The organism is Gimesia fumaroli (assembly GCF_007754425.1).
In the GTDB taxonomy this organism is placed as follows: domain Bacteria; phylum Planctomycetota; class Planctomycetia; order Planctomycetales; family Planctomycetaceae; genus Gimesia; species Gimesia fumaroli.
Genome location: NZ_CP037452.1, coordinates 2,347,019 through 2,366,581, shown reverse-complemented (window position 1 = coordinate 2,366,581; position 19,563 = coordinate 2,347,019). Strand labels below are relative to the sequence as shown.

The following is a 19,563-nucleotide window of genomic DNA, read 5'->3' as shown; positions in this document are numbered from 1 at the left end:
TTGCGGTTCTCCTGCGATTGAGGCTCATGAGTGCAATTCGTCCCATATAAAAGTTTGATCGTTCATGGATGTTGGTCGAGTTACCTTACCGAGTGAAACAGTGAATTTTTCAGAGTAGCGTTGTTCAGATTTCCAGTTCACCTGCAGACGAACAATCATCAAACCTTCGAACAGTTGCGGTGATTGCGTCGGCGTTAACCGTAGCACGGCCACGAAATCACCATTCGCATTCGAATGTGATTCAGTGGATGCCCCAAGCCAGCCGTGTTCTTCATCTTTCCATTGCAGAAGAATTACAGCATCGGTGATGGGCTCGCGATCGGTTCTAGCTCTGATGACAGTTCCGACTAAACCTGTAACTCCGTCAGAAAATGGATAATTGACCGTTGGTGAAAGTACAACCGACTTCAGCGGCCTCGCTGGAGGAAGCCCTTGCATCTCAGCCGCTGACAGTTCAATTGGCGTAAATGGACGGTGCCCCGGATCAATCGTGATTTTTTGAAGATTCTCATCGTTCTCAGCGTGCCAAACGAAAATCCCACTTTGTGTCAAAAATGGTTCAGATTTAAGACCGATAGCAGCAATTTTAAAACCTCGATACACTTGCTTGAGCGTTACGGGATCAAGTAGTTCAACACCAAATAGCACATCATGATGAAACACGACATCAAGCTTCATTTGTAATCGATTCATCGCGGGTCCTCCGTTACTTTGGTTCCGGACCGAAATTCGCCATCAATCACCGGAGTACCATTCGTTTCAGGTTGTGCGGGATCAATCCAAACAGGTGACGCGAGATAAGCAATCGTGGTACGATAATCGACGTTGGGGAATAACGCCCACAGGCGAGAAATCTCCTCTGTAGAAAGTGGGTCAAGAGTTGTACGCACCAACTCATGATTAACGGCTTCGCCTCTAATTTCAGGATCGGCTTGCAGTGCCTGAATAACGATTCCCAGAGATGTAAGAGGAGTTGAGCTCGTCGCGGACCCCGCAGTGATCATGTAGTAGAGGTCAAGTGACAAAGATGTCCTGAACACATCCACGCGTGTTGGTGTGTCCGAAGGCACACGACGTTCAGAGTTACGCAGGCTTGCGTTCGGCGCCAGTCGATAGAGAAATAATGTCAGCGGCGCCGAACTTGAATTCGGGTCAGTCACTGGACCGACAAAAACGTTGCCCGGAATGTCGTTGTCCAATAAGGCTGCATCCAACCGCTTGCGCAGCGCTATAGTGACGAGGTTAATTGCGTCGTGTTTCATGCTGCCCTCCTGTCTAAATTGAGTTCCACAGGAGGTAGACCTAACTTGGCAAATTCCGCCTTGGCTGCATCAGCAATGTGTAACAAGTGAATCAACCTGTTTTCAGCAGCGGCGCTAAAAGCGGCGCGAATCGTAATTTGACGAATGTGTCCCCCAGTCAAATCAATCTTGCGGGAAAGCTGGCGAAAATCAGCCGCTTCTAGAGCGTGTGCCTTAGATGGCAAACAGAGCTTCCAAATTTGCTCACGCGCTGCAGCATCGGGACGCGGAAAATCTATGATAAATCGAAGGCGACGCAGGAATGCCGAGTCCAGATTCTGTCTCAAGTTTGTTGTGAGAATTGCGAGTCCGTCATATTCTTCCATGCGCTGCAAAACATAAGCGACCTCGATATTCGCATACCGATCGTGTGCGTCTTTAACTTCACTTCGTTTCCCAAGTAACGCCTCGGCTTCGTCAAATAGAAGTGCGGATCCTGAACGCTCAGCATCGCTGAATATCCGATCAATATTCTTTTCTGTATCACCAATATACTTGCTTACAATTCGTGAGAGATCGACACGTAGAAGCTGAACTCCAAGTTCGTTGGCGATGCCCTGTGCGGCCATCGTTTTGCCTGTTCCACTGGGACCGAACAACAAAGCAGTTACACCACGGCCATAAGGAAGTTGATCACGAAAACGCCATTCATCGAGAACTTTCGAAGTCAGTTCAACGTGGTTGACGATTTCTCTGAGCTGACTCTTCCTGTCTTCAGGTAGAACGACATCGTCCAAATGAAAGCATGGTTCGATTCGTTCAGAAAGACGCGACAAACCTTCGACCGCAACATCCTGACATGCCGATTTAAACCGCTGAATATATTCTTGATTGATCTTAAACGCCACGGGGCGACTTTGAGCAAGTCGCATGGCTTCTTCGAGTTTGCTTATAGTGAGCGCATAGCGACCGAAGATGCTCTCTGCCTCCTCGTTGGTGAGTTCGGCATCAGCCATCTGAGCGGCGCAACGGACCAAACCAATGCAATTCGACCGTGACAATGGAGGAGCATGAAAGAAGCAGAGTTTTACAGAGTTGAGTGGGCCGGCGAGGGAGGTGAATTCGCGACAAATCACAACTGCGGTGCATTTGGTGCGGCTCAAAGTAATCATGAATTCAACCAGACGGTCGTCAATTCCCAATGCTTCTTCCATTGCGATGTCAACGACGACCGGAATACCCGTGAATCGAGACATTCTTCCGATAAGTCGCGCACAATGCTCAATATCACCAGCGTCAACATTAGCAAACCGCTTCGGCTCAATACGAATCCATTCAAAACACAGTTCGGATGAACCAAATTCCAACAGCGACCGCCACGCGTCAAAATGATCACCGGTAAGTACTACCCAGCATTTTCTCAACAGGCTTTCACAAACATACTTCTTTACCGATTTGCTCCAATATTGTTCAAGTACCTTTCTCCCCGGCCAGGGATATGTTCGAATCATACCGCATATACGAGTATCTGCTGCTAATGCCTTTTGATCACCCAGCAACCAACGGGCAAAATACGGATCGATTCGCAAAGGTTCATCAGCGGAAACCAGCGAGTTCTCAAAAACCAATTCTTGCCAAAGTACACTCTTCGATATCGAAACACGATTTTCTGCATCAAAGCCCAACAAATCACAATACAAAGCAATGGTGCCAACCCTCTGATTCATATCATCGAGCAAATACCCCATACTTCGTTGGAAACGGTCATCAAGCTCGGGAGCTAATGCAAGAACAAAAAACTTAAACTCAAAGAACTCAAGACTAAATGCGCGAATGACGGCTGCGAGAGGCTCACAACTCTGATCGGAGTTAGTAAACGAACACTCCAATATCTTATCCGCCTTTTCTAAGACCTTATCCACCTTTGAATGGTTGTTATGGGACTGGTTTGAAATGGAAAACGAACTCAAAATGGTTTGTTTCGTCAGAGCGACTCCCTTAATGTCGCCGTCATCATCCGGACAACGTTTAATGGCGTCGCACAAAATCACATTCAGCCAATCAATCACAGCAAAATGCAAGCCTCCCGGTGCGCATACTCCAAGCGCAGGTGTTTTTGCTTCTGCGTTCTGATTCTGCATGAGATTGTTAGCCATTCTTACACTTGCGTAGGTTCAGATCTTGAAACGTGTCGAGAAAGTCCTTAAGATTTGGGTTATGAATTACGGTACGAACCTAACTAATCACCCTCCATTTCAACCTGAAGAACGGTGAAATTAGAGTCTGTGCTACCAAACACCTCCACTAACCTAGGGTTGTCCATGTAAACCTGAGCATCACCACTACTAGCTACAGGTATGATAAAGGTAGAGCAAATGAGCTTTCTTTCTCGTCCTGTGCCTATCGGCTTCATGTTGAGCCGACTTCCAAATCCCTCTAAGGACTTTTGGTCGTTGCTGCATAGAACACAATGCAGTTCGCCCCAATCGGAAACATCCCCGTAGCTAATCTCAGCAAACTCATTATCGTCGACGCGAGAACGAGTGATGCAGTTGATTTCTAACTCACGAATGTCGTTACAAATCGCATTCAGCATGTAGGCAACAGCTTTACCTGAATCAGTCTCAATGCCCCAAAGATCTTTCGACGAATCATTTTCCACCATCCGGTTAAGCATATTTTGTCTCTTTTAGGCTGGCTGGGGTTCTGGCACAAGAATGTGTAATTACATACTTTAATAATGCTATTTATAGGTCGGTTTAATAAAATAATATGAGTTAAAGAATTCAGACATCATGATAAGAGGCCGAGAAAATAGAGATACGGAATCACTTAGGAATAGAAACAGCATGACTGGGAAGACTCTGTGAACGAAATAGAAGAATTCGCATGGACTCCTAGGCTTCTGACTCCTTTTCTCAACGGAATAGTCCACTTATGGATGGGCAGTTCATCTGGGTATAGCCATTCGTCACATACCAAAGTCCAAAAACCTTTGTTGCGTTAGCTATTTAGGAAGGCAACAGGAAGCCAAGCGTTCCCATTCACTTCCCTAGGAAATGCGAAATAGCAGAGCGTGCTGGCTAAACCCGACATTGTACGCTTTCCACCTGCCCTCAAAGTAAATATCAGCTCTGCACTCGGTTATAACGGACTCGCAATCAGCCTGATAGCTAGCCGCCCGAACCATTCTGTCCGACGAATTCCCACGTAACCGCTTCCCCAGTACCATCACCGCGGAAGTGAATTAACTTATTCTTCTGCTTGCGGTTCAGACACTTGATTGTGTCACTCAATCGTCGTTTCGTGTCCTGCTCTAGCTTTGGTGGTAGTGGATCATAAATTCGTGCAGGCCACCCCTCTTCCTCGAAAGTAGTAAGGATGGCCTCCTGGTTCATCGCGGTCCACTTAAAGTGCTTGACAATTATTCCATTGACGCTAAGCAACCGCCGCTCAGCATCCCATTTTGGTAAGCACTGCATAGATTTTCGAAGTACGCCATTTCTTGCTAACATGTGAACGTCTTCGGTTTTAATTCCACTCCCTGAATCGTTAGTAGAAGAATAGGAAACTGAGTTATTAGACGCCATGATCTGATAGAGTTCACGCGCGATTGAAACTCCTTCCTCCGTGAGAATAAAGCAAGTACGATCTGAAAACGTCAGATCACCTGTGACTCGGAATGCACGCCCATCATCACCTTCAAGTGTGACTTCTCGTCTGTGTTCGACCAAGCCCTGCTTAACAAGCCATCGGAAATCATTACGAGTTAATGCTAGTCCAGTCAAGTCGTCGAGTTCGACGGCAAATTCCCAACAGTCAGCGTCGGTCTGTTCAGAATATTGAAATGCTTCAAGCAGTAGAAGTATAGCCGGATAGATTCTTGGCGGTACTTCCAGCTTGTTTTGGACGTAGTATTGCACGCAGCCCTCCCGTTTAATGGAAATTCTTCGTTGTTCCCCTAAAGAAGCTAAACGAGACTGGCCTGCTAGAGTCCCCCTTTTACCCAGGATATTGAACAAGAAATAATATTCAAGTAAATTTACTCAAAGAATTCTGAAATCATCATCTATCCCCAAACGATGACTAGATACGATTCAGCTACTTCACCTGTGAAGTGAGGAATAGAGTATAAGGCACGTAATTGCTAGATTAGTACGAAATCATTGGTAATATTTAAGTTAGCTAGTATGTAGAAGAATGACATTTTTTATTTTGCTATCTATTTCTCAGTAAATGTTTGATGATGAATTTCAAAAGTTAAATTTCCCTGAAATTCAAGATGCGCCTGAGCATAAAGGCCGTTTTACAAATCTAATTAGTATAAGTTCCAATCGTCTAAAACCATTTCAAGCCATAATTCACTATCCATTAACGATATAAAGAATGCATCTACTCAACCAACCACATAATTGAGAAAAGAACTAAGGGTATATCGCTAATCACTCCAAGCCCGTATGGTCAATTTATTCAGCCGCGCAGTAAGATCTTTGAAACTTTAGCTTTTGACTCAATTGGCGCGATCAATTCTCGGCCGACTATCACCACGTTTTGGGCTTTCAAATGCAATTTCAATGGGGTGTACGCACCGCGATCGCAGAAGAAACAGAATGATGTGCTTAGAATCACTACGCCGCTTTGCGATAGTAATAGTTCAGCAGGCCGCCAAGTCGTTCGCGGCACTCAATCTCACCAGCACTTTGACCAACTTCCTCTCCCGGTTCAATGATCTGATGATTGAGTCCCTGATGGTTCCTCTCGACGTGGTAATGAGTCATGTATTCTTTGATTGCATTTCTTAACGAGTTCTCACCAAAGAATATCATTCTGTCGAGGCACTCTGATTTGAGTGAGCGAAAGAATCGCTCAATAAAAGCATTCAGATTAGGAGAGCGTGGTGGCAACACAATCGGCTTAGTATCTGACTGGTTTAAGATCATTTGAAATGACTCAGAAAAAGTCGTGTCTCGATCCATGATTAATTTTTGCTTCTCACGCAGAAATCCTTCGTCTTCATCTGTCAGGTTTCTGGCGATCTGTTTCATCCATATATCGTGTGGATTCATTGTGCAACCAGTAAAATGCGATCTCCGTGTCTTCAGCTCTATCACAAACAGCAAATAGAAGGTAACAAGGCCACCTTTCGTCCAGACTTCCACAGTGGTAAAGTCGATTGCTGCCAATACTTCCCAGTGCGCCTTAAGAAAGGTATTCCATGATGTCTGGCGTTTCCGATCAGGTGCTGGTTCAAGACCCTGCTCTTTGAGAATTTTACGCACTGATTCGTCAGAGATCTTGTAGCCCACATTTGCAACAGCGTCAGCGATCCGGTCATATCCCCAAGAAGAATTTTCTTTTGCGATTTGAATCACGAGTTGCTTAACCTCATCAGGTAATCTGGGTCTACCTGATTTTCGCTTGCCTCTATTTGAACAATCCCATTTCATGGTTACCAGTTTTTTATGCCAACGAAGGATAGTATCTGGTGTAAACAAAGTACCAACCTGTTCGAGTCGCTTACGTCCCAGAATCTTACCTTTAACGGCGAGCCTTCGACGCTGGTCATCATTTAGTAAAATGCGTTTCTTACCGTGTTTCTCTTTAAGAACCTGATTCTCAATTCTCAGGTATTCAATCACTTCCTGTTGCTGCCTGTTAACCCAACCAGCGATTATGATGAAAAACAGTTGCCAAGGTTGAAGGATGAATTTCATAGAAAACTCAAAGGTGTAATAAAGGATTCTGATAATCTAATGATCAGTCTGGCTCTTTGTAATATTGACTCTGTTTTTAAACGCTAATAACAAAGGGTAGAATCAGGAGCGAAAATGTGCAACGAGATGCACTGCGAGACCAACAATTGCAGCCTGCCAAGTCACTTAAAATCCTTCTATTTTAGATCAGAATTACTTAGAATCCAGGAGTTGTTATACATATGATGTCCGTTTCCCCGACAGAGGTACTTCACGGAGGAGGAAGATAATGCGACTACCGGAAGAAAAAATCAAACAAGCTATCCTGCATCCCGAATTCCCAGTTAGAATACAGGCACTTCAATACTTCTCTCGACCATTCTGTGAAGACACCACCATAATGCCACTCGTGATCAAAGTGGTTGAAAAGTATGGCCGTAAATCATCCCTACGTTTCATCAATGAAGCTGTGAGTCTCCCGCAGACTGAATCCACGATCCAATGGTGCATGGAAGAACTACAACAGAACTTCGCACACCAGGATGATAATCAGGATGATTATCTATATGCTTCTGCCCTCTCAAACCTACTCGCCCGGGCCAACCCATTGCTGATACGAACCAGGCAGGCGGAGATTCTGGAACTGCCTGGCTTCCTGCCAAATTTCGGTCCTGCTCTTTCTGAACGAGTCCACTTGCTTACTGAAGGCCCTGAGACTCTTTGGAACAAACTGAGAGATTTCTGTGAACAGGAGAACGAGAAACAATATCTCTCTGAAATGGATCTGCCTCACGCAAATCGGATTGTAGAAGCGTTGGGGCGTGGCGGTGACATCGTTGCCAGCCAAGTTCTAATGATGCTGAATGAGGATATCGAGTATTCGGAAAATAGTCCAAGAGCATTAATACAAGGATTTGTCCTTCGTCTGGCGGGTGAACTGCGGCTGACAGCAGCGGTCCCATCATTGATCGAAGCACTCAAGGAAGATGATGACTGGTTCAATGAAGAATGCCAAAGCGCTCTCATCAGAATTGGTGGAGATGATGTTGCCAAAGCTCTCACAGCTGAGTTTTCCACTGCAGAATGGTATTTCCGACTCTTTGGCTCCAGTGTACTGGAGCAATTACATACCGACCTTGCCATCCGAAAGTGCATCGATCTTTTCGAAGAGGAAACCGATGAGACGATCGCAACACATCTCGGACAAGCGGCGCTCTCACATTTTTCAACAGAAGCCATTGAGCCGGTGAGGCAGTTCATCTGCGCAAGTGAAATTGATCCAGAGATTCTTGATTTACGAGAGAACCTTGTTTCAGTTTGTACCGTCTTAGAGATCAAATTTCCCGAATTCGAAGAATGGAAGAAGGATAACGAAGAGGCTGAGGCACTCCGCAAGAAACTTTACCAGGAGAAACACGGAAGTTTTTTTGGTGTGTCAGATGACTCGATCTTGGATCTAATAGCAGACACTGATGCCTCCGATGCTGATACATTGACTCAACCAGCGTACGTTCCCCATACGATTATAAGGCAAGATGCTCGAGTTGGCCGTAATGATCCCTGCCCTTGTGGGAGCGGGAAAAAATACAAGAAGTGCTGTCTGAACAATTCCAATGATACTTCACGGCTCAATTGAAGACTCAACCAATTGCTTAGTTCCTGCGGCCTATGAATCAACTCGCTTTCTAGATTAAGAGTAGTGATATCATAAGAATATGATTACTTTATTTACAGATCGACTGAATCACTGCAAAGAACATTTACAACAAATCTTCCAATCGCCTGGCCCCATGAAGAATTCGGATCACTTGAATTCCATTTTCTATCGATTCGTAGAAAATGACATACTTACCAATCGGAAAACAGCGAAGGCCCTCACGGTATTGTTCTTGTAGTGCTCCCATCCCAGGATGCGCAGCCAACTTCTTTAACAGTTCATTGATCCTTTGGACAAGTTTATCAGCAGCAGTCGTATCATGCTGTGCGATATAAGCCCAAATACTCAGGACATCTTCTCTTGCCTGACGAGTGAGTATTAGACGTGGCATTACTCAGTCTTCGCAGCGTGACGAGCATGGGCTTCTTTGAGGATTTCTTCAACATCCCACTCTTCAACATCACCGGCGTCTGCCTGATCGAAGCCAATTTGTAATTCTCGACGGAGTTCAGCATCAATCCAATGTCGGAATTCATCTTGTGATACTAAGACATAACATTTTTGCGATTGATCATCTTCTATTTTGAGTGGACGATCTGGTTGCTGGTGTAATGCCTGCCGCATTTCTTCTGTAATTTTAGGAGCCATATTGATATTCTACCACAAAATGAGCCTATAAGAAAAATGGGCAACGAAAACCGGCAATGAACATTACCCTCACTTAGCATAATTATAACACCTATTCCCCCCTTAGGCCACAGTTATGTTATTCCAAGAATTCAACACACCATAGCCATTTTTTTCTGGTTGAATGACTAATGATCAAATCCGGTTGTGTCAAGCCGCTTTCCGCTCAAACGATTTTACTAAACCACCAATGTGCGGAATCACTTGAACTTCATCCAGTGATAATTTCTCTACTTCGTCTGGAAGCTCTCGAATCGGTGGTAGATGGTCTCGCGCTGTATGCGAGCGACGCGTGTTGTAATACGCTGTAAACTCAGAGACCAGATGGTCGAGATGCTGTTTTCCGAAGATGATAAACTTCCCCAGGCATTCCAACTTGATTGTTTCAATGAATCGCTCACATCTTCCATTAAGATTCGGAGATGCTACCGGAAGCGGATTTGTTTGTATGCCAAACTGATTTAAACTCTCAGTAAATTCCTTCGTGTATTTTCCATCCCGGTCATGAATGATCATCGACGGTTTAACTGCTCGCCCCCTGCTCTGCTCAATGAATTTCAGAGTTTGTTCACAAACCCAGGCTGAGTTGGGATGTTCGGTGGATTCTGTGACAATCGCTTCTCGTGTTTGCAAACACAGAAAGACCATCACATACAGATCACGAACTCCCTTGGTCGTCACAGATTTGACAGAAAAGAAGTCACAGCCCCAGAGCGTTTCACCGTGCCTCTTGAGAAATTCATTCCATGAATCGGAAGGGCGATCTGGGCCGGGTTCAATACCTTCTTCCTTCAAGATATTCCGAACAGTCTGTCGACTAATTTTTTTGATACCCAGCTTGCGAAGTTCTCCGATGATCCGGGTATAGCCGAAGCCGGTTTCCAATGCGATCTTGATGACCAATTCACGAAGTTCTGGCGGCTTCCGTTTACCGCCTTTAGGAATTTTAGGTTTAGGTCTGCCATTCTTCCCGTCTCGGACCCACCGGGTAAATGACGCTGGGCTGACAATCGAAATCAGTTCCTCGATGGCTCGTCCCAGCACTTTGCCGTATTTCAATAAGGTTTGTCGCTCATCGTAAGTCGTATATATCTGCTTCGGCAGTCTGGAACGCAGAATTGCATTCTCGTGTTTGAGGTACTCGACATATTTCGCCAGCTCATTATCGGTAGCTGAGGCGATTAAAGCCAGTAGGGGGTGGAAAATTCTGCTCATGAGTGTATTGTCGGTATGTAGTAATTGTGGAAGTGGTTACACATTCGTTTTACCCCACTGGGCGGCTGATAAAAAACAAAAAATCAGCCTGAGAACGTGAGGTTTTAAACAACTTCCCAATGACCTATTCAAACACCATAGATTGCCTGGTCAGAACTTTGGAGAAGCCTTCGAATGCTCGAACCTTTAGTCGGTCCACTTGAGAATTCCCCTCACTTATCCCCCCACTAATGCGATTTTTTTGCATTTAGAAATGGTCAAATTTGACGGAAAATTGAATTTTCAGCAAGGGATTCAATGAGTCAAAGATAGTCGATTTTGCTTATAAATCCGAGTAGCGTTCAAAATCGGATAATGTACTCACTATCGGTGCAAAAATTCAAACATTTTTGGACGAAGGTAATTTCGCAAAAACGGTGGTATTAAGACACATCTCGAAATCGTATGAGTTTGTAGAACACCAAACGGCTGCGATCAGCTTATCAGACCCGACGCATGTACCAAATAGTATAGCAAAAACTAGTCGGCTGAGTTTTTTGACCTTACGGGATAATTATAGTGTTTCTTGCGGTGTGTTCAGCATCTTGGTTTGCATACGGAAGAATCTGCAGAAACTCAAATGCTGTTAACAGCAACGCTGTAGATAGGGGACTATTGAATCGCGAGTACTTTGTCGATCTGTTCGCAGATGATATATTCCATAATCCGCAGACTTTGTCGGATGGCCTCGTCTTCAGGGAGCTTTTCCACTTGATCCAGGGAAATTGAAAGTTTGGTGGGCCGGTTACATATTCACTAGCAGCAAAAGGAAAATAACAGGTAATAGCAACCTTGACTCAAACACGGCTTCATAGTCGTATGAGTTAGTGGAATATCATGCGGTCGAGATGTGAGTATTTGATAGGGAACATCTGTTGAATGCTATTTCAATTTCGGGTAGGCTGAGTTTTTTACCCTACGGAGAAACAAGTCAAGGAATCAACTATGGTATTTTGTCGAGCGGTAGTCTTCGGGATGTTCTTATTGGTTGCGTGTACGTCGATCAAAGCCACAGCAGGAGACTGGCCGCAGTTCATGCGGGATGCGCGGCATTCCGGTGACGCATCCGAGGAGCGGTTGAAACTGCCGATGCGGCTGCTGTCCCAAGTGAAACTTGATGATGCTATTTTAACCTCGCCAGCCGTCGTTGGAGACAAAGTATTCATCGTTGATCAGATGGGTGCCGGATACTGTATTGATCACGAGACTAACCAGATTATCTGGAAGTCAGCACCTGAAGGCGCAGCAGTCTTGGGTGGCAATACATCATCGCCCTGCGTCGGAGGCGGGCGGGTCTTCTACGGAACAACTGCGGGAAATTTGCACATTCTCGATGTCAACACAGGAAAACGCGTCAAGTCGGTCAGTTTCGGGCAGCCGATCCTTGGCTCTATTACGTTAGCAAACGATTCGATTTACCTGCAAACTCTTGATGCAATGGTATACTGCCTCGATTTGAATGGTAACCATCGTTGGCAATGGGACCATTACAAGGAATTACGCAAGAGGCAGGCACCCAGGGTAAAGCGGCAGTATTCTGGAGTGAATGTGACTGTCTCCGGCAAACGGGTTGTGATGGCAATTGGATTCGATCTGGTCTGTGTGGAAGATAAGACAACCGAGGCAAAGCACATTTGGACTTTACGCGAGCCTGTTAGCAAAACATATCTTCCTACGGGCATCTCCATCAGCGGTGACAATGTCTATTGCAGCTTTCCGGGTAAAGACGGTCTGGGGAAATTTTTGCGCGTGTCACTGAAGGACGGGTCGTTCGATAAAAACAACGATGTGCTAAATGACCAGTGGGCGTCTACCACCACACCCGCTTCACGCGGTGCAACAGCATATTATAACCGACAAGCCTTTGGAGTGACCGCCCACCGTTTCGGACCCGATGGGGCTGATTTGTGGACATCGTTTGACACAGACCCTAATCACTTCACTCCGTCACTCTCTGCTCCAGCTCTCTCTCAGAAGCATTGCCTGTTCACGACGCTCTCTGGAGAACTTATCGCTGTCAATTTGGCGGCACGTGGTCGTGGTCTCGACACTTTGGGAGATGGTGTTTTCCACTTCAATACACCGCACGGAAGTGTCATCTCCTCTTCCCCAGCAATTGCCAATCAACGGGTTTACTTCGGCTGTGACGATGGCTATCTATATGTCCTGGGTAGCGGAAAGAGCATTGCTCCTAAGAACGATTTACTGAACATTCACAGGCGAAAAAGCCAGACCACTCCAGCAGGCAAGCGAAAATATGGCTGGCCATCGGCATTCGGCGGACCACGCAATGCAAACTTCGTCGACGATGATGCAATAGCCCCCCCTTTCAAGTTGCGATGGGCAGCACGTAGCGGTGGGCTCTTCAAGCAACCGGTATGCGCTACAGTAAAAGATGTCTATTACGTTAGCCTTGCGGGACTTGTTGTCTGTCGAGAACAGTCCTCTGGACGCATCCGCTGGCGACAAAAGCTTCCTAAACAATCGTGGTGCCGCTCCGCCTTGCTGTGCGCCGAAGGTAAGGTTTACGTTCCACGCATGTTCAGTTTGAGATATCCCAAGTCTCAAGGACAGGAGAACATAATGTATTGCCTCGATGGTGAGACAGGTAAGATTCTCTGGAAGAAACCAATCGGTATCGGCGACCGATTGCGCGCATCGCCAGTGTTCGTTGATGGGGTGGTTGCCTTCGGATCGCTCTATGCGAAAGGCAAACCTCCAACCTTCCGACGGCCTGCCGATGCGATTGGTCAAGCGGTCGATGGCTGGAATGCAAAAACCGGACAGCATCTATGGAGGGTCAAACTCAACAGTAGTGGTAAGTTACTAAACGGTCCGGCTGGCTGCGCCGGAGATGGCCTGCTGTTCTTCACCGGGAGTGGTGAGAACCGTCGGGGAACTGGCGAGACAATGGCCATTGAACCCAAGACTGGAAAGGTCCGCTGGCGCACCAAGAAGGCGTTCGCCAGCCAAACCGGTACACCTTCGTTTCAAGATTCGAAAGTTTATTTACCAGGCACTTACAAGTTGCCGCTGGCCTGCCTCTCAGCGGCAACCGGTGATCTCATTTGGAAATCGGATGAGGGGCGCAGCCATTGGTACGTCGATACTCTGTCGCTTGGACCTGACTACTTCACAGTTAACAACAAGTATCAAGGGGGCGCGAAGCGGCGCAATTTGAATGATGGAAGACTGGCTGGTACTTCGAACAAGAGAATTCAACTCTGGGGTCCCTCTCACGGATGCGGATCTACAGTGCTCACGTCTGGAGGAATGGCACTCTCGGCTACCCTTGGTGGACTCTACATGACCGACACGCGAACAGGAAAAGTCGTTTGGAATACTCCCGGGTTTGCTTCATACACCTGTCCACACGCGATTGCATCAAACGGTCGAATTTTCTACTGCCCTCAAACCAGTGGTATAATATTCTGCTTTGAGCCAGAAACGCAAACTGATAAAAAGCTTGATTTAAATCGTTTCAACAAAAATTGATGGCAAGGTGGTTTATCATTGAAAATTCCTTGATAGACGCTCCCCTTTCAAGCCAACTGCTTGTTGTCAGCATTCGAAATGGTAGTCTCAAAATACAGCGCTGTCACTGATATACCATCTGCAACAGTGTTCTGACAATGCAGTTAATGACACCAGTCACAAGACTTAGTGCTTGGTTGTATCTACCCCAGTTCTTTTTGTCTTTTGGAGCCAGAACGGCTCCCGAAAAACATTCGTTTTGGTTTACTGTGCGGCAAACAACGACTTTCGCGAACAGATTCTGGTTTTTTTAGAACTCAAACGTTTGCTCACTGAATTGTGAATTTGCCAACGGTGAAGTTAATCATCCAGAATCTTTATTTCGTTATTCAGACGTTTTCTTGGAACGAGTATCTTTTGTGTTTTGCAACGAAACATATTTGTAAAGAGTTGTTCTCGAAATCTTCAACGTATCACAGATGTCATCTATATTGTTCGATTTATCGCGAAACAACTTTTGTGCTAATACAACTCTGGGAGAATTTGGATCTAATGGTGGCCGGCCTCCCTTCCGTCCACGTGCTCGGGCTGCAGCTAAGCCTGCTTTAGTTCTCTCTTGTATAAGTCGCCTTTCGAATTGGGCGAGAGCAGAGAAAACATGAAAGATCAGTTCTCCTGAAGGTGTTGTTGTATCGATGATACCATCAGAGATCGAACGAAATCCGATTTCTCGTTCCTTCAGGTCTTCAATCATAGTGACGAGATGACGCAGTGATCGTCCCAGGCGGTCTAGTCTCCAAACAAGGAGAGTATCTCCACGTCGCAAACATTCTTGGCAAAGCAAAAGCCCCGGTCGATCAGCTTTAGCGCCCGAGAGCTTGTCACAGAAGATATTCTCGCGTTTGACTCCATGTTTTAGTAGAGAATCAATTTGGAGAGAGAGTTCTTGATCACCTGTGCTCACTCGGGCATAGCCAATCAAACGATGCTGCTGGAATTCATGAGATACCATCTTGAATCTCCCTCTTATGGGCGACAACGTTTCTCTACCAATAGAGGAACCTGGCAATATGAATTTGTTCCTTAGCTGATGTGAAAATGATTCTAGATCTGAAAAAATGTCTAAATGTGCCGAGTATTCAGGTTATGCTGCTGACCGGAAAACTCTGGACGTATCTCAATGCGAAAAAGGCGAGTTGTTTCTGAAACGTTCGATGTTCAAATTTAGCCGACCTGATTGCATATAACATGATGCACTTCAACGACGCAAAGCATGTTCAAAACTCTCCAATAACCTCACCATCATTGATCCACACGAGATTTCTCCACAATTGAAGGTTTATATTTTCTGAGATAAAACGTACGGAAGCGTCTCCTAGTATGACTTGAACGCCGCCTGTGTGCCTGCTCCAGACGACTGACTTATTATATAAACATTCATACAAAAACAAATCACTATTTATAAAAATGAACTATCATGATCTTTCGACTTTCCCAAAAACTCAACCAGAAAATCAAAACTAGCAAGCTGAATGAACTAGCTACCATACCCTTACATCAGAATCCTTTTGTCGACTGGTCTTGTCACTTATTTTTAGCAAATCGTATTCAGTACATCATTCTCTGCAACACAAAGTCTTTTTATTCGTGTGTGATGACTGGTAAAGGAATTACAAATGAGAAGCAGTTCACCAAATGTGCCTTGAACTGTATCCGAGATTATACAGCCGACGATGCCAATCAATTGGCTTTTAGAAAATTCATAGCTCCTGAAAGTGAACCAATTCAGTTTGCAAAAGCATTAAATCGCTCTGTGACAAGTTCAATGAACCAACTGGTGGTGTACGCTCAGGATTTACTGATTGAGGACGAGATGTCAGCGCATGAGGTTGGCTTCAAGCTCAATGATTATTTGTTGTCGGCAATCGCAGCTAAAAAGTCAGATGGGTATGGCAAACCGAAAGACGCGTTTCAGAGGATGGTGGAGATCAATAGCAAATCAAATTAATCAAAATCCCGATTCTTCAATTTGCCTTCGATCTGAAGTTTGCAAGCATACGACAACAAAGCTTCGATATAGATCAACTGCAGTTTAGAATTGACTGGCAGCGTTCCGTATCGTCGCGCAGCTGTGGCCTAACCTTTCCGCCCATCGAGTTTGCAGAGGGCAGGGGCCAAGGGGATGATGACGAAGTGCGCTTCGGATTCCGAGTTAGCGCTTTGATTCGCTTCCAGTACCTGATCCAGGAGTTTTGTCAGAGCAGGACTACAATCCTGATTTTGAGCACGGACACACTCCTCGCAGATTGTGTTGTGTAGTCTGCCTTGGATACATTTCATTCTTAATCATGATCAATCTCATTGGATTATAAAGACGAGCAGGCGAAAAAAAGTGGTATTATGTTTGGTATCAGAAATATTATGTCTGATGGCTTTTGATTTAGCCCAATTGGATAGAGCACTGGCCTTCGGAACCGGGGGGGGGCGAACCACTCTACAAACAGTCAATTGATACTCACCGAACTGTCTTTGGGGAAAACCATCCGAACTTCGCGACCAGCCTCAACACCCTGGCTGGTCTGTATCAAATCCAGGGGCGTTACGAAGAGTCTGAACCACTCTATCTACAGGCAATAAATATCTTTTCCTCAACACTTGGATTGGAGCATCCAAGTATGAAGACTGTCAAGAATAATTACCAGTGTTGTAAAGAAGCAAAAGATGGGAGCAATGAGGAGACGCATCAATGGCCGGGTAACATGTATTCCCCGGTCATTTTTGTTTCTTTATTTATCTTACACCATACATTACCAATAAACGGGATCATTGAATTCAGAAACGCATTCAGGACGTTCTTTAATAACCGGAATTTGTTCTTCTGTTAAAGACTGTCCTAACCAACCTACAGGCATTGAAAGCTCCAACGGAGCCTGAATGACATTTTCTGACAGAGCTTCAAATCCTATTTTGGAGTAGAAAGATGGATCACCATATGTGACAGCAACATCCACAGAACGGTTTTTGAGCTCATCAAGCCCATACTTTATTAGTTCCTGTCCGATGCCTTTTCCTTGATGTTCAGTGCTCACTGCAACAGGAGCAAGCATGTAAACCCGGATGGATTTATTAAATCGAAGACGAGTGAAGAAAATAGCTCCTATGAGTAATTCATTTTCATATGTACCGAGAGAGACTATTTCTTGATTATCGATACTTGAAGATAACTTTGAAGCCAGATTGCCAATCAGTTTGCCTTCTTTCTTTCCTTCGGATGCTGTGAAAACTGATGTAAAAAGATCTGTTACTTCATGTTGGTTGCTTTTGTCGAAAACTCTATGTTTCATATCTTCTCCTTGCTTTAAAGTTATCCAGGTAACGGGTATTACCTGGCCATTATTTTAATCGTATCTGTTAAAACGATCTAATTTGTATATCTCCATTAAAACTGTAGAAAATCTGCTCCTCTGTTTGAGCAATGAACTTCTCTTTGATGACCATCATTCGAAAGAGATCCCCAATCCATTGATCTTTATGAAACTAGTACCCCGCCTGTCGATATGGTAGCCTTCATTATGTTAGAATATTCTTTAAACTTTTAATCTCTGAAATTCTCGTCAATAGATGCAGCACGAACGCTTTTACGATTGCTAGTGCAAAATTGCCAGGAGAGCATCATGAACAAGATCTGCAATCGCGAGCACGTTACCATCACTTCACGATGTGGGTTTCTCATCGCAATCGTAATGGCCTCGGTAACTGTACCAGCCATCGCGGAAAAACTGCGTATAGTTCCAACATTTGAGTCCGCCGGGCTGTACTGGAAGTCGGCAGACGGGGCGTTGAATCAACCGTGCACAGTCCGCTACCGTGTGAGTCCATCCGGTAAATGGAAACAGGGCTTTCCACTTTGGTACGACGATCGTGATAATCAATGGGGAAAGGAGTTTCGTGGAAGTCTTGTCCATCTCTCACCCGGTGTGATCTATGATGTCGAAGTACGCGCGGGTATTACTGTCGCACGCAACAAATTCCAAACGTGGCCGAAACAGTTCCCCGTCGGTGTACAACATCGCCAGACGGCGATTTCCAATCACCCGCTGATAATTCGAAAGTCTGGAACGGCAAATGCCTATGCCGTTTACGAACCTGCCAGCGAAAGTGCCATAATCGATGTCAAGTACCAACACGACAGGTGCATTCGTATCGAAAATGCATCGTATGTCATTATCCGTGGACTCACACTTCGAGGGGCGATCAGAAACGGAATCGAACTGGTGGGTGACGTGCACGACGTCATCATTGAAGGGTGCGACATCAGTGGGTGGGGACGCATCGCGCAAGACAGCTGGGGAGTGCAGGCCGACTCAGCAATCTTCTCGCGGTCCAGTCAACTCACGCGGATTGTACTTCAGCACAATCTCATCCACCATCCGCGTGGCGACGCGAACAACTGGAACGAGCTGCGGCCTACTCCCCAAAACCCTCGCAATTATCACCCCGGTGGTCCCCAAGCGGTGTTGCTCGCCGAAAGTGCTGGCAATCACGTCATTCGATACAACACCATTTACTCAGACGACGACCACCAGTTCAATGACATTCTCGGCGCAGCGAAAAACTATAGCCGACGCGGATTTCCAAACTGCGACAGCGATATCTATGGTAACAGGCTGAGCCACTGCTGGGACGACGCGATTGAATCGGAAGGCGCTAATCGCAACGTGCGAATCTGGGGAAACTACACAGAAAAGACGATGGTTCACGTCGCGACGGCAACAACATCGGTGGGGCCGCTCTATATCTGGCGAAATATCGCCGGCGAAACGCGACGATCAAATACCGGTTCTCCCGACAAAATCAAACGCGGTGGATTTCTGAAAACCAGCGACCGGTTGGGCGGAGGTCGCATTTATGTGTTTCATAACACGCTGCTACAACCGCCCCCGACCAAAGACGCACGCAACACACGCGGCGCGCAGCTCGGCATGGGAACAGGCGGACCGATGGCAAATACGGTCAGCCGAAACAACATCTTCCACACTTCGGCCAAAGGTGGCCCGTTCCAAGACCGCACCCGTGACCTGGCAGGCGATTACGATTACGACCTTTACAACGGTCGTCTTCTCATTCCGACACACGAACGACACGGCATCGAGGGAACGCCACTCTATCAGCCACGTCCAACAGTCGGTTCTACATCTTCACCATATACACTTTCTCCTGATAGTGCTGGTGTGGATCGCGGTGTGCTAATTCCTAATTTTAATGACGATTTTACCGGTTCCGCTCCAGATATCGGAGCACACGAGATAGGATCAGAGTCAATGCAATTCGGTGTGAATGGGGAGCAGCAACTTAAGTAGCGAGTAATTGGATTGCTAATCTTAGTGTTTTGCTCTCTGCAACAAAGAAAGTAATCTTAATACCAGGAGAGTGGTCAGCTCACGATTTTCAATTCGATATCTTCTTAGAACTTTTTAAGTTGGATAAACTATCATCTTGAACCGATCCTCGGCAATAAAAAGGTACCGCAAGATATCTTATCTCAGCATGATGCCAC

At 45.8% G+C, this 19,563-nt stretch carries 17 protein-coding genes; 5 read left to right on the top strand and 12 right to left on the bottom strand.

Features of this window, described 5'->3' with window-relative positions; translation table 11 throughout:
- Positions 1–24: 24 nt before the first annotated feature.
- The 6 genes from Enr17x_RS09095 to Enr17x_RS09070 form a co-directional block, all read right to left on the bottom strand.
- Positions 25–693 carry a hypothetical protein gene (locus Enr17x_RS09095; RefSeq protein WP_145307994.1) on the bottom strand — a complete coding sequence of 223 codons (669 nt, stop codon included), beginning with the start codon at positions 691–693 and terminating at the stop codon, positions 25–27.
- The gene (locus Enr17x_RS09090) at positions 690–1,262 is read right to left on the bottom strand and encodes a DUF4255 domain-containing protein (protein WP_145307992.1); all 573 of its coding nucleotides are present in this window, start codon (positions 1,260–1,262) and stop codon (positions 690–692) included. The genes Enr17x_RS09095 and Enr17x_RS09090 overlap by 4 nt, the downstream gene beginning before the upstream one ends.
- Positions 1,259–3,397: an ATP-binding protein gene (locus Enr17x_RS09085; protein ID WP_145307991.1), complete on the bottom strand. Its 2,139-nt coding sequence runs from the start codon at positions 3,395–3,397 to the stop codon at positions 1,259–1,261. The genes Enr17x_RS09090 and Enr17x_RS09085 overlap by 4 nt, the downstream gene beginning before the upstream one ends.
- Before the next feature lie 83 nt (positions 3,398–3,480).
- Entirely contained in the window at positions 3,481–3,918 is a 438-nt protein-coding gene (locus Enr17x_RS09080; RefSeq protein ID WP_145307989.1) for a hypothetical protein, read from the bottom strand.
- Positions 3,919–4,414: 496 nt separating this feature from the next.
- Complete coding sequence (locus tag Enr17x_RS09075) at positions 4,415–5,164, bottom strand: hypothetical protein (protein WP_145307987.1); 750 nt, start codon at positions 5,162–5,164, stop codon at positions 4,415–4,417.
- Between the two features lie 705 nt (positions 5,165–5,869).
- On the bottom strand, positions 5,870–6,955 hold the full coding sequence (locus Enr17x_RS09070; RefSeq protein WP_145307985.1) for an integrase core domain-containing protein: 1,086 nt from the start codon (positions 6,953–6,955) through the stop codon (positions 5,870–5,872).
- A gap of 757 nt (positions 6,956–7,712) precedes the next feature.
- Between Enr17x_RS09070 and Enr17x_RS09065 the strand changes: the two genes are divergently transcribed.
- Complete coding sequence (locus Enr17x_RS09065; protein WP_232100996.1) at positions 7,713–8,570, top strand: SEC-C metal-binding domain-containing protein; 858 nt, start codon at positions 7,713–7,715, stop codon at positions 8,568–8,570.
- A 124-nt stretch (positions 8,571–8,694) separates the two neighbouring features.
- On the opposite strand, the gene Enr17x_RS09060 is transcribed toward Enr17x_RS09065, so the two are convergent.
- From Enr17x_RS09060 to Enr17x_RS09050, 3 genes are all read right to left on the bottom strand, one after another.
- Complete coding sequence (locus Enr17x_RS09060; protein ID WP_145307983.1) at positions 8,695–8,982, bottom strand: type II toxin-antitoxin system RelE/ParE family toxin; 288 nt, start codon at positions 8,980–8,982, stop codon at positions 8,695–8,697.
- Complete coding sequence (locus Enr17x_RS09055; RefSeq protein WP_145307981.1) at positions 8,982–9,239, bottom strand: hypothetical protein; 258 nt, start codon at positions 9,237–9,239, stop codon at positions 8,982–8,984. The genes Enr17x_RS09060 and Enr17x_RS09055 overlap by 1 nt, the downstream gene beginning before the upstream one ends.
- Positions 9,240–9,428: 189 nt before the next feature.
- Complete coding sequence (locus tag Enr17x_RS09050) at positions 9,429–10,493, bottom strand: integrase core domain-containing protein (protein WP_145307979.1); 1,065 nt, start codon at positions 10,491–10,493, stop codon at positions 9,429–9,431.
- 984 nt (positions 10,494–11,477) lie between these two features.
- Between Enr17x_RS09050 and Enr17x_RS09045 the strand changes: the two genes are divergently transcribed.
- Positions 11,478–14,027: an outer membrane protein assembly factor BamB family protein gene (locus Enr17x_RS09045; RefSeq protein WP_145307977.1), complete on the top strand. Its 2,550-nt coding sequence runs from the start codon at positions 11,478–11,480 to the stop codon at positions 14,025–14,027.
- A gap of 364 nt (positions 14,028–14,391) precedes the next feature.
- Here Enr17x_RS09045 and Enr17x_RS09040 read toward each other — a convergent pair whose 3' ends face one another.
- Positions 14,392–15,018: a recombinase family protein gene (locus Enr17x_RS09040; protein ID WP_145307975.1), complete on the bottom strand. Its 627-nt coding sequence runs from the start codon at positions 15,016–15,018 to the stop codon at positions 14,392–14,394.
- A gap of 265 nt (positions 15,019–15,283) precedes the next feature.
- Positions 15,284–15,451: an H-X9-DG-CTERM domain-containing protein gene (locus Enr17x_RS09035; protein WP_315853045.1), complete on the bottom strand. Its 168-nt coding sequence runs from the start codon at positions 15,449–15,451 to the stop codon at positions 15,284–15,286.
- A gap of 32 nt (positions 15,452–15,483) precedes the next feature.
- Here Enr17x_RS09035 and Enr17x_RS09030 point away from each other — a divergent pair, with 32 nt between their 5' ends.
- Both Enr17x_RS09030 and Enr17x_RS30360 read left to right on the top strand, forming a co-directional pair.
- Positions 15,484–16,014: a DUF6933 domain-containing protein gene (locus Enr17x_RS09030; protein WP_145307973.1), complete on the top strand. Its 531-nt coding sequence runs from the start codon at positions 15,484–15,486 to the stop codon at positions 16,012–16,014.
- Positions 16,015–16,459: 445 nt separating this feature from the next.
- Entirely contained in the window at positions 16,460–16,891 is a 432-nt protein-coding gene (locus tag Enr17x_RS30360) for a tetratricopeptide repeat protein (protein ID WP_145313959.1), read from the top strand.
- On the opposite strand, the gene Enr17x_RS09020 is transcribed toward Enr17x_RS30360, so the two are convergent.
- A complete protein-coding gene (locus Enr17x_RS09020; RefSeq protein WP_145307971.1) occupies positions 16,814–17,350 on the bottom strand; it encodes a GNAT family N-acetyltransferase in 537 nt (178 codons plus the stop codon). The genes Enr17x_RS30360 and Enr17x_RS09020 overlap by 78 nt on opposite strands.
- 330 nt (positions 17,351–17,680) lie before the next feature.
- Here Enr17x_RS09020 and Enr17x_RS09015 point away from each other — a divergent pair, with 330 nt between their 5' ends.
- Complete coding sequence (locus tag Enr17x_RS09015; protein ID WP_145307969.1) at positions 17,681–19,366, top strand: right-handed parallel beta-helix repeat-containing protein; 1,686 nt, start codon at positions 17,681–17,683, stop codon at positions 19,364–19,366.
- The last annotated feature ends 197 nt before the right edge of the window (positions 19,367–19,563 follow it).

Coding starts and splice junctions, on each gene's coding strand:
- Enr17x_RS09085 (WP_145307991.1), bottom strand. CDS start 3,397: ATGGCTAACAATCTCATGCAGAATCAGAACGCAGAAGCAAAAACACCT.
- Enr17x_RS09060 (WP_145307983.1), bottom strand. CDS start 8,982: ATGCCACGTCTAATACTCACTCGTCAGGCAAGAGAAGATGTCCTGAGT.
- Enr17x_RS09070 (WP_145307985.1), bottom strand. CDS start 6,955: ATGAAATTCATCCTTCAACCTTGGCAACTGTTTTTCATCATAATCGCT.
- Enr17x_RS09045 (WP_145307977.1), top strand. CDS start 11,478: ATGGTATTTTGTCGAGCGGTAGTCTTCGGGATGTTCTTATTGGTTGCG.
- Enr17x_RS09090 (WP_145307992.1), bottom strand. CDS start 1,262: ATGAAACACGACGCAATTAACCTCGTCACTATAGCGCTGCGCAAGCGG.
- Enr17x_RS09050 (WP_145307979.1), bottom strand. CDS start 10,493: ATGAGCAGAATTTTCCACCCCCTACTGGCTTTAATCGCCTCAGCTACC.
- Enr17x_RS09040 (WP_145307975.1), bottom strand. CDS start 15,018: ATGGTATCTCATGAATTCCAGCAGCATCGTTTGATTGGCTATGCCCGA.
- Enr17x_RS09030 (WP_145307973.1), top strand. CDS start 15,484: ATGATCTTTCGACTTTCCCAAAAACTCAACCAGAAAATCAAAACTAGC.
- Enr17x_RS09055 (WP_145307981.1), bottom strand. CDS start 9,239: ATGGCTCCTAAAATTACAGAAGAAATGCGGCAGGCATTACACCAGCAA.
- Enr17x_RS09080 (WP_145307989.1), bottom strand. CDS start 3,918: ATGCTTAACCGGATGGTGGAAAATGATTCGTCGAAAGATCTTTGGGGC.
- Enr17x_RS09065 (WP_232100996.1), top strand. CDS start 7,713: ATGGATCTGCCTCACGCAAATCGGATTGTAGAAGCGTTGGGGCGTGGC.
- Enr17x_RS09095 (WP_145307994.1), bottom strand. CDS start 693: ATGAATCGATTACAAATGAAGCTTGATGTCGTGTTTCATCATGATGTG.
- Enr17x_RS09015 (WP_145307969.1), top strand. CDS start 17,681: ATGAACAAGATCTGCAATCGCGAGCACGTTACCATCACTTCACGATGT.
- Enr17x_RS09020 (WP_145307971.1), bottom strand. CDS start 17,350: ATGAAACATAGAGTTTTCGACAAAAGCAACCAACATGAAGTAACAGAT.